The sequence below is a fragment of the Micrococcus lylae NBRC 15355 genome, assembly GCF_001570885.1.
Lineage (GTDB): Bacteria > Actinomycetota > Actinomycetes > Actinomycetales > Micrococcaceae > Micrococcus > Micrococcus lylae.
Map to the genome: position 1 here is coordinate 1 of NZ_BCSN01000072.1, position 9,903 is coordinate 9,903.

Here is a 9,903-nt window from a genome sequence, read left to right on the forward strand (position 1 = left end):
CCTCTCCGTACGGAGAAGAATCCGACCACCGACGGCCCCCTGGGCCGGGAGACGAGGAGCACATGAGCACCGAGACCGCCACCACCGCGGGCGACTTCAGGCAGCAGACCCCCGAGGAGATCGAGGCCGTGATGGCCGTGCTCCGCCGGGAGGGCCTGTTCACGGACACCCACCGCATCGCCTACCTGGGCCTGCTGGACCCACCGCGCGGTGCACAGCGCGTGGAGGTCTCACACGACCGCCGTTTCCGCGTGTTCATCCTGGACTCCACCGGCGGCACCCCGCGGGACGCGGTGGTCTCCGCCGCCCGCGGCGAGCTCCTCTCGAACCGCGAGCTCGACTCGTCCGTGGACGGAGAGTTCCCGGTGATGGAGGAGGAGTTCGAGGTCGTGGAGGCGATCCTCGCTGAGGACCCGCAGTGGCTCGAGGCGATCGCCAAGCGGGACATCCCGATCGACGAGGTCCGTGTGGCCCCGCTGTCCGCGGGCGTGTTCGAGTACGACGACGAGGTGGGCCACCGCATCCTCCGCGGGCTGGCCTTCCACCAGCAGCATGAGACGGACTCGGCCTGGGCCCATCCCATCGACGGACTGGTGGCCTACGTGGACGTCACCGCGAAGAAGGTCACCCAGGTCCTGGACTTCGGTCCGGTCCCGGTGCCGGCCGAGCACGGCAACTACACAGACCCGGAGATGGTCGGCGAGGTCCGCACCTCCCAGAAGCCTATCGAGATCACCCAGCCCGAGGGCCCGTCCTTCACCGTGGCCGACGGCAACCACGTGGAGTGGGAGCGCTGGAGCCTGGACGTCGGCTTCGACATGCGTGAGGGCCTGGTGCTGCAGAACATCGCGTTCGACGACCCGCACACCGGCCGCCGCCGCACCATCCTGGACCGCGCCGCGATCGCCGAGATGGTGGTCCCCTACGGCGACCCCTCCCCGGTGCGGTCATGGCAGAACTACTTCGACACCGGCGAGTACCTGGTGGGCCAGTGGGCCAACTCGTTGGAGCTGGGCTGCGACTGCCTCGGCGACATCACCTACCTGTCCCCCTGGGTGGTCAACAACGCCGGCGAGCCCCGTCAGATCAAGAACGGCATCTGCATGCACGAGGAGGACTGGTCCATCCTGTCCAAGCACACGGACCTGTGGTCCGGGGTGGCCTACACGCGCCGCAACCGCCGCCTGGTGATCTCCTTCTTCACCACGGTGGGCAACTACGACTACGGCTTCTACTGGTACCTCTACCTGGACGGCAACATCGAATTCGAGGCCAAGGCCACCGGCGTGGTCTTCACCTCGGCGGTCCCGGACGGGCCCACGGACTACGCCTCCGAGATGGCCCCGGGCCTCGGCGCCCCCTTCCACCAGCACCTGTTCGGCGCCCGCCTGGACTTCGCCCTCGACGGCGGCGCCTGCCGCGTGGTGGAGGAGGACGGCGTCCGCCTGCCGATCTCCGAGGAGAACCCGCGCGGCAACGCCTTCACCCGCAAGCACACTGTGCTGGCGACCGAGCAACAGGCCATCCGCGAGACCGACCAGTCCGTGGGCCGCACCTGGATCGTGGAGTCCACCGAGTCCACCAACCGGCTCGGACGCCCGGTGGGCTACAAGCTGCACCCGGAGGGCCTGCCCACCCTGCTGGCCGCCGAGGGCTCCTCCATCCACAAGCGCGCGACCTTCGCATCCAAGGCACTGTGGGTCTCCCAGTACCACGAGGACGAGCGCTACCCCACCGGCGACTTCCCGAACCAGCACGCCGGCGGTGCCGGCCTGCCGGAGTGGACCGCCGCGGACCGCAGCGTGGACGGGGAAGACCTGGTGGTCTGGCACTCCTTCGGCCTCACGCACTTCCCGCGCGTGGAGGACTGGCCGATCATGCCCGTGGACGTCACCGGCTTCAAGCTCCGCCCCGAGGGCTTCTTCGACCGCTCCCCTGTGCTGGATGTGCCCGCCCCCAGGAAGGGCCACTGCTCCACCGACGCCGGCGGTGGCGTCGACACGGCGAAGGACGGCAACGAGGGATGCTGCAGCGCCTGAGCCTGTGGGACAGGGCCGCCGGGGCACTGGCCCTGGCGGCCCTGCCGTTGCACGTCTGGATGCTCGTGGCGCACGCGCACGGACTGCTGCTGGGCGCCGCGATCGGCGCGATGGTGCTCGCCTGCACCGTCTGCGGGGTGCATGTGCTGCGTGGGACCTCCGGGTGCCGGGCCCTCCAGCAGCTGCAGGCCATGGCCGTGCTGATGGTCCTGGCACACGCGGTCATGACCGCCGGCCTGCCCGGGGTGGGCCTTGGGGGAGGTGGACATGACCACGCAGGGCGAGGGGCCGTCGTCGGGAATGCACTGGCTGCGGACGGGGCGATGCTGATGATCATGGGGGTGGAGCTGGCCGTGGCGATGTGTGCGGGGCTGGCGCTGTCGCGGAGGCGGCGGCTCGGGCTCGGCTGAGGCGGGCCTGCGGAGCCCGACCGCATAATCGACGAAAAGTCACCAGATCGCGGAGAATCTCCTCGATCCCGTGACGAACCGTCGATCCCGCCGCTTCCCGACGACGGCCGCCCACCTTCGTCTGGCCACTTACCTCCGGCCGTCCGCCCACCCGCCCACACGTGGGCTCGCAGGACCCGCCCGACCGGCTGCGGCTTCTCTCTGCCCGGGCACATGTTGACCGCCCTCACATGCCCCGCGGATACTGGATATGAACCTGAACGCCCGGTCGGTAATTCTCAGAGTTGCCGGGCGCTGTGCCGCGCACCGGGACCGCGCCCGCCACGCACGCCAAGGAGGCCCACGCATGTCCACTCTCGCCACCCCGTCCCAGGCCCTGCTCGTCGGCGGCCGTCGCACCCCGGTCGGCCGCTACGGCGGCGCGCTGTCCTCCGTCCGCCCGGACGACCTGGCGGCGCTGACCATCAAGGCCGTGGTCGAGGACGCGGGGATCGACCCGGCGGACGTGGACGAGGTCATCTTCGGCAACGCGAACGGGGCCGGAGAGGAGAACCGCAACGTGGCCCGGATGGCCTGGCTGCTGGCCGGCTTCCCGGACACCGTCCCGGGCATCTCCGTGAACCGTCTGTGCGCCTCGGGCATGTCCGCCGTCGCGATGGCCACCGCCATGGTCCGCGCCGGCATGGCCGACGTGGTCGTCGCCGGCGGCGTCGAGTCCATGTCCCGCGCCCCGTGGGTGCAGGCCAAGCCGACCACCGCGTTCGCCAAGCCCGGCGAGCAGTTCGACACCGCCATCGGCTGGCGCTTCGTGAACCCGCGCTTCGCCTCCGGCGAGTTCGGAGACAAGTTCGTCTTCTCCATGCCGCAGACCGCGGAGGAGGTCGCCGAGACCGAGGGCATCACCCGCGAGGACGCGGACGCCTTCGCCGTCCGGTCCCAGGAGCGCGCCCTCGCCGCGATCGAGGCCGGCCGCTTCAAGGACGAGATCGTCCCCGTCACCGTCAAGGGCCGCAAGGGCGCCGAGACGATCGTGGACACGGACGAGGGCCCCCGCCCGGGCACCACCATGGAGGTCCTGGCCACGCTGCGTCCGATCATCAAGGAGAACGGCGTGGTGACCGCCGGCAACTCCTCCTCGCTCAACGACGGCGCCTCCGCCATCCTCGTGGTGTCCGAGCGCGCCGCTGAGAAGTACAACCTCGAGCCCCGCGCCCGGGTGGTGGACTCCACCGCCGCCGGCGTGGCCCCGCACATCATGGGCCTGGGCCCGGTGCCGGCCACCCGGAAGGCCCTGGAGCGCTCCGGCTGGTCCCTGGACGAGATCGGCGCGGTGGAGCTGAACGAGGCGTTCGCCTCCCAGTCCCTGGGCTGCGTGCGCGGCCTCGGCCTGGACGAGTCCATCGTCAACAACGACGGCGGCGCGATCGCCCTCGGCCACCCGCTGGGCTCCTCGGGCTCCCGCATCATCGTGACCCTGCTGAACCGCATGGACCGCGAGGGCGTGGACAAGGGCCTGGCCACCATGTGCGTGGGCGTCGGCCAGGGCGCGGCGACCCTGATCGAGAAGCTCTGAGGATCGCACAGATGACCGAGCAGACCCAGATGATCGACGACGGCGCCTTCCCCGGACTCGCCGACGTCGCCGCCGGCTTCACCGCCCTCCGCCTCGAGGCCTCCGCGGAGCGCCCGGACCGCGTCGTCGCGGCCATGGACCGACCGGAGGTCCTGAACGCGATCGACCAGACGATGATCGACGAGTTCCACGCCCTCAGCGGCTGGCTCGAGCGCAACCCGCGCATCCTGATCATCACCGGCACCCAGGTGGAGGACCGCAAGCGCGGCGGCATGAAGGGAATCTTCGCCTCCGGCGCGGACATCGCGCAGCTGCGCGAGCGCCGCCGGGACGACGCCCTGCGCGGGGTGAACTCGCAGCTCTTCGACCGCCTGCACAGCCTGCCGCTGCCGGTGATCGCAGCGATCGACGGCTTCTGCCTCGGCGGTGGGGCCGAGCTCGCCTGGGCCGCGGACTTCCGCATCGCCACCGAGCACGTGAAGATCGGCCAGCCGGAGGCCGGCCTGGGCATCACCGCCGCCGCCGGTGCGCAGTGGCGCCTGAAGGAGCTCGTGGGCGAGCCGATCGCGCTGGAGATCCTCTGGGCCGGCCGCATCCTGGACGCCCAGCAGGCCCTGGACCTGCATCTGGTCACCGAGCTGCACGCCCCTCAGGCCCTGATGGACGGGGCCCACGCCCTGGCCGACCGGATCGGCAAGAACGACCCGCTGGCTGTGCGCGTGTCCAAGCGCGTGTTCCACATGCCGCGTGCGGCGCACCCGCACGTGGACGAGCTGGCGCAGGCCATCCTGTTCGAGTCCGAGGCGAAGTTCGACCGCATGCAGGCCTTCCTGGACCGCAAGAAGAAGTGAGGATCTCCATGACTGACACCCCCCACGGCTCCGTCCCCTCCGTCGTCGGCGTACTGGGCGGCGGCCGCATGGGCGCCGGCATCGCCCACGCCTTCCTGACCTCCGGTGCGGACGAGGTGATCGTGGTCGAGCGCGACGCGGCCTCCGCCGAGGCCGCGAAGGAGCGCATCGAGTCCGACCTGGCCACGTCGCTGGAGCGCGGCAAGCTCGACGGCAACCTGGACGTCTGGGCCGAGCGCCTGACCATCTCCCTGGACAAGGCGGACTTCGCCCGCTGCGGCCTGGTGGTCGAGGCCGTCCCGGAGATCATGGACCTGAAGATCGAGTCCCTCACCGAGGTGGAGAAGCACCTGGGCGCCGACGCCTGGCTGGCCACCAACACCTCCTCCCTGTCCGTGGACGAGCTGGCCGACCACCTGCAGCGCCCCGAGCGCTTCTGTGGCCTGCACTACTTCAACCCGGTCCCGGCCTCGAAGCTGGTCGAGGTCGTCGTGGGCGCGAAGACCGGCGAGGAGCTCAAGGCCCTGTCCACCGAGTGGGTCAAGGGCCTGGGCAAGACCCCGGTCGTGGTCAAGGACGCCCCGGGCTTCGCCTCCTCCCGTCTGGGCGTGGCGATCGCCCTCGAGGCCATCCGGATGGTCGAGGAGGGCGTGGCCTCCCCCGAGGACATCGACAACGCCATGGTGCTTGGCTACAAGTTCCCGGTCGGCCCGCTGGCCCTGACGGACATCGTGGGCCTGGACGTGCGCCTGGGCATCGCCGAGTACCTCGAGTCCCAGCTCGGCGAGCGCTTCGCTCCCCCGCAGCTCATGCGGGACATGGTCGCCCGCGGCGAGCTGGGCCGCAAGTCCGGCAAGGGCTTCTACGACTACTCCTGACCCGCTCTGCCCGGCCCCTTTCGCTTTCGCTCGCGAAATGGGAGGCGGCCAGGCCGACGACGGCCCCTCCCCTGTCGTTTTCGCTAGCGAAACGGGAGGAGGCCAGGCAACGACGACGGCCCCTCACCTTCACGCTGAGGGGCCGCGTCGCGTCGTGGACCGCGTCGCGTCGTGGGCCGCGTCGCGTCGTGGACCGCCTCTGACCTCGGACCGGTTCCTCCCACGATGCGGACACCCCACCACGTCGTGGTCCGCGTCCACTACGGTGTGTGACAGCGGCCACCACCCTCGGCCGCGCCCGCCGCCCATCCCGGCACCCTCCGGCGGACCCACCTGCGTCCGCTGCGACCGCCTGCTGCGTGCCCACCGGACCCGCACGGCCGTCGCCGAACCCACACACCCGTGCGCGCCCGCGCACCCTGTCCCGGAGGAACTCCCATGACCACTCCCCTGTCCTCGATCGCCCCCTTCACCGCCGGCACCGGCACCTTCTCCCCCGCACCCGGCCAGCGCATCGACCCCACGCTCGCCCGCTCCTGGCTGCTGGTGAACGCCGCCCAGCCCGAGCGCTTCGCCCCCGCCGAGGACTCGGCCGCGGACATCGTCGTCCTGGACATCGAGGACGCCGTGGCCCCGAAGGACAAGGCCGCCGCCCTGCAGAACACCGTGGACTGGCTGACGTCGGGGCACACCGCCTGGGTGCGCCTGAACGGCTACGGCACGCCGTGGTGGGAGCAGGACATGGCCGCCCTCGCCGCCACTCTGCCGACGGCGCTCGGCGGCACCGTGGCCTCCGGTGGCCTGGCCGGCGTCGTCCTGGCGATGGTGGAGTCCACGGACCACGTGAACGAGACCGCCGCCCGGCTGCCCGGCATTCCGGTGGTGGCCCTGGTGGAGACCGCCCGCGGCCTGCAGCGCGTGAACTCGATCGCCGCCGCCCGCGGCACGTTCCGCCTGGCCTTCGGCATCGGCGATTTCCGCCGTGACACCGGCCTGGGCGACTCTCCGATGGCCCTGGCCTATACCCGCTCCCAGTTCACGATCGCCGCGAAGGCCACCGGCCTGCCCGGCCCCATCGACGGTCCGACGGTCGGCTCCACCGGCGTGAAGCTGGCCGAGGCCACCGCCGTCACCGCCGAGTTCGGCATGACCGGCAAGATCTGCCTCGCCCCGGAGCAGTGCGCCGCTGTGAACGAGGGCTTGAGCCCCTCCCAGGAGGAGCTGGCCTGGGCCCATGGATTCCTCACGGACTTCGAGGCAGACGGCGGCGAGATCCGCAACGGCTCGGACCTGCCGCGCAAGGCCCGCGCGGAGAAGATCCTGTCCCTGGCCGAGGCGTTCGGCGTGACGTCAACCCGCTACCCGGACCAGGACAACTCGCTCGCCGCCCCGTCGGACACCTACCACTACTGACCGGCTCGCCTGCCGGCCGCCCCGCCTGACGCCTCTTGACGCCCCTGACGTTTTCGCTCGCGAAACGGGAGGCTCCCGGGACAACGACGACGGCCCCTCACCTTCGCTGAGGGGCCGTCGCGTGCGCTGCGATGCCGGTTCAGGCGGCGTGGTCGCAGGTGGCGCAGGTGCAGTCCTCGCACTCGCAGGTGGCGCAGTGGCACTCACCCTCGCCGCAGCGGGTGCAGGTGCAGGTGTCGCACTCGTCCACGTGGTCGCCGTGGATGTGGTGCAGGTGGCCGTCGTGCTTGTAGTCCACGTGGTCGCCGTGCTGGACGGCCTCGTGGCCGCAGTCCGGGCCGTGGGTGTGGTCTGCGTGGTCGGTGTGGACGGCGTGCTTGGTGTGATCAGTTGCCATGGGGAGCCTCCTCGGCGGCGTGGTGGACGGCGTCGCGCAGGATGTGGGCGACGTGCTCGTCGGTCAGGTGGTAGGTGCGGGACTTCCCGTCCAGCTCGGAGCGCACCAGCCCGCTCATGCGCAGCACCCGCAGGTGCTGGGACATCAGCGTGTGGGTCACTCCGACGTGATCGGCCAGCTCACCGACGCTGCACGGCTGCTCGTCTATGCGCAGCAACGCTGCCACGCGCACGGGTGAGGCGAGCACCTTGAACAGGTCTGCGGTTCGCTGGACGTCGTCGGTCATGGCTTCACCATACCTGCAAATATCTTCATATGACAACCGAAGCTTCCCGTGGCAGCGCCCCCGCCGTTTTCGCTCGCGACAGGGGACTGAAGCAGGACACTTTCGCTCGCGAAATCGGAGGCCCGTTCCCCTCCCGGCCCGAAATTGGAGGCCCACCTCGCCGTCCGACCCCGAACGGCGCAGCCGAGCCCAGCGCCCGCCTCCCGTTTCGCGAGCGAAAACGCCACATGGGGAATCAGCCGGCAGCCCGGGCCGCCAGCTCCTCGCCCTGGGCGCGCACGAACGCCGCGTCCACCGGGGCTCCGTGGCCCGGGACGTAGAGCGCGTCCTCGCCCCCGAACTCCACCAGCTTCCCGACGACGGCCGCCCACCCGGGCACGTCCGCCTCACCTCCGGCCTGTGGCGGGCCCGACTCCTCCACCAGGTCCCCGGCGAAGACCACCGGGCGCCGCCCGGCCGCTCCCTCCACAGCACGACCGCCCGCGCCCGGCACACCGGTTCGCCCCGGATGCGCCGTGCCGTCGGCCTCCACCCTCGCCACGAGGTCGCTCGGCGTGTGCGCATGGCCGAGCCAGGCGACCTGCACCGTCACCCCGCCGAGGTCCAGCGTCCACGGGTCCTCGGCGGTGCACTGGGCGGACTCGAGGCGCAGGTCCGGCATCGGGACGTCCGCCAGCCCGAGCTGCCGCTGCACCCGCTCGTTCTCCCCGTCCTCCTCCGCACCATGCCGGCGACCGAACCAGGCGTGCGCCGCCGCGATGAGCCGCTCCCCCGCCTCTGCGCGGACGCCGGACAGGCCGAACCAGTGGTCGTAGTGGTCGTGGGTGAGCAGCGCCCAGCGCACGGGCACCGGATGCCGCGCCGCATCCTCGGTCTCGCGCACCGCCGCCCGGTAGAGCGCGGCGCCCTGCTCCGGGTGGGTGCCGACGTCCACGAGCAGCGCCGCGGCGTCACCCACCACGAGCCCCACGTTCACGTCACAGGGCTGACACCGCGCCACCAGCACGCGGTCGGCCACGGGCTCGAAGGGCCCGTTGCTCCAGCGGTCGACCTGCACCGTCATCGCGCCCTCCCCTGCGTCGTTCACCGGCGAACTCTCCGCCCGCCGAAAGCAGACCGCCCCGGTCCCTCGCGGGGCCGGGGCGGTGCGTGTCTCAGCTCTTGATGAGCGAGGCCATCTTCTTGGCGATCAGGTCCGTCGCCCGCTGCGGGGCGATGCGGGCCATTGTGTCCAGCATGGTGGCGTCCTTGCCGACCGTCACGCGGAAGCGGCCCTTCTCCACGGCCTGGTCCACGATGATCTTCGCGGCCTCGTCCGCCGGCAGCGGCTTGAGCTTGGAGGACTCGGCCTCCGTCTTGGCCTCCTCCTCGGACTTGGCGCCACCGGGCGAGGAGACGCCGGAGTTGCCCGTGATGTTCGTGGCGATCGCGCCCGGGAACACGATGGTGGTGGCCACGGAGGTCTCGCGCAGCTCGGCGTAGATGCCCTCGGTCAGCAGCTTCACGGCGGCCTTGGAGGCGCCGTAGACGGTCTGGCCGGGCACCGGCAGGAAGCCGCCCATGGAGGACACGTTCACCAGGGACGCCTCCGGGCGGGCGGTCAGGCGCGGGATGAACGCCTTGTTCAGGTAGACGGTGCCCCAGAAGTTCACGTCCATGACCTTGCGCATCTCGTCCAGGTCCAGGTCCTTGAAGAGGACGAACTTCTGGATGATGCCGGCGACGTTGAGCAGGCCGTCCACGTGGCCGTGCTGGGCGGCCACCTGCATGGGCAGCAGCTCGACGGCCTCCTGGTCCGCGATGTTCAGCTCGTGCTGGGTGAAGCGGTCCCCGGCGGTCGCCAGGGCCGCGGTTTCGGCGAGGGACTCGGAGCGCAGGTCCACGCCGGCCACGGAGGCGCCGCGGCGCAGCAGCTCCAGGGCCACCTCGCGTCCGATGCCGTTTCCTGCGCCGGTGACGACGAAGACCTTGTCCTTGGTCTGCACGGCGGGTGCCCTCCTTGAGGGGTCGGGATGGGCCGGGGCGCGTGCGGTGCGCCCGGCACCTCCAGCCTAGG

The 9,903-nt window shown here is 71.3% G+C and carries 10 protein-coding genes; 6 read left to right on the forward strand and 4 right to left on the reverse strand.

Translation table 11 applies throughout. The annotated features are described in order from the left end of the window. The first annotated feature begins 62 nt into the window (after nucleotides 1–62). The 6 genes from MLY01S_RS11140 (at nucleotide 63) to MLY01S_RS11165 (ending at nucleotide 7,164) form a co-directional block, all read left to right on the forward strand. Nucleotides 63–2,039: a primary-amine oxidase gene (locus MLY01S_RS11140; protein ID WP_067192115.1), complete on the forward strand. Its 1,977-nt coding sequence runs from the start codon at nucleotides 63–65 to the stop codon at nucleotides 2,037–2,039. Further along, nucleotides 2,024–2,449 (forward strand): hypothetical protein, encoded by a 426-nt coding sequence (locus MLY01S_RS11145; RefSeq protein WP_067192116.1) that lies wholly within the window; start codon nucleotides 2,024–2,026, stop codon nucleotides 2,447–2,449. Before MLY01S_RS11140 ends, MLY01S_RS11145 begins: the two co-directional genes overlap by 16 nt. A 346-nt stretch (nucleotides 2,450–2,795) precedes the next feature. After that, on the forward strand, nucleotides 2,796–4,022 hold the full coding sequence (locus MLY01S_RS11150; RefSeq protein WP_067192118.1) for a thiolase family protein: 1,227 nt from the start codon (nucleotides 2,796–2,798) through the stop codon (nucleotides 4,020–4,022). Between the two features lie 29 nt (nucleotides 4,023–4,051). Next, nucleotides 4,052–4,873, forward strand: coding sequence for an enoyl-CoA hydratase/isomerase family protein (locus tag MLY01S_RS11155; RefSeq protein ID WP_067192131.1), 822 nt, complete (start codon nucleotides 4,052–4,054; stop codon nucleotides 4,871–4,873). Between the two features lie 8 nt (nucleotides 4,874–4,881). Further along, the gene (locus MLY01S_RS11160) at nucleotides 4,882–5,751 is read left to right on the forward strand and encodes a 3-hydroxyacyl-CoA dehydrogenase family protein (protein ID WP_067192120.1); all 870 of its coding nucleotides are present in this window, start codon (nucleotides 4,882–4,884) and stop codon (nucleotides 5,749–5,751) included. A gap of 438 nt (nucleotides 5,752–6,189) precedes the next feature. Continuing rightward, nucleotides 6,190–7,164, forward strand: coding sequence for an HpcH/HpaI aldolase/citrate lyase family protein (locus MLY01S_RS11165; RefSeq protein ID WP_067192122.1), 975 nt, complete (start codon nucleotides 6,190–6,192; stop codon nucleotides 7,162–7,164). Between the two features lie 139 nt (nucleotides 7,165–7,303). Here the strand turns inward: MLY01S_RS11165 and MLY01S_RS11170 are convergent, their stop codons facing one another. From MLY01S_RS11170 to MLY01S_RS11185, 4 genes are all read right to left on the reverse strand, one after another. Next, nucleotides 7,304–7,561, reverse strand: coding sequence for a hypothetical protein (locus tag MLY01S_RS11170; RefSeq protein WP_067192123.1), 258 nt, complete (start codon nucleotides 7,559–7,561; stop codon nucleotides 7,304–7,306). Further along, entirely contained in the window at nucleotides 7,551–7,847 is a 297-nt protein-coding gene (locus MLY01S_RS11175; protein WP_067192125.1) for an ArsR/SmtB family transcription factor, read from the reverse strand. The genes MLY01S_RS11170 and MLY01S_RS11175 overlap by 11 nt, the downstream gene beginning before the upstream one ends. A 235-nt stretch (nucleotides 7,848–8,082) precedes the next feature. Continuing rightward, nucleotides 8,083–8,934, reverse strand: a complete 852-nt coding sequence (locus tag MLY01S_RS11180; protein WP_067192127.1) for an MBL fold metallo-hydrolase — start codon at nucleotides 8,932–8,934, stop codon at nucleotides 8,083–8,085. Between the two features lie 67 nt (nucleotides 8,935–9,001). Further along, the gene (locus MLY01S_RS11185; protein ID WP_067192129.1) at nucleotides 9,002–9,832 is read right to left on the reverse strand and encodes an SDR family NAD(P)-dependent oxidoreductase; all 831 of its coding nucleotides are present in this window, start codon (nucleotides 9,830–9,832) and stop codon (nucleotides 9,002–9,004) included. Nucleotides 9,833–9,903 lie beyond the last annotated feature (71 nt).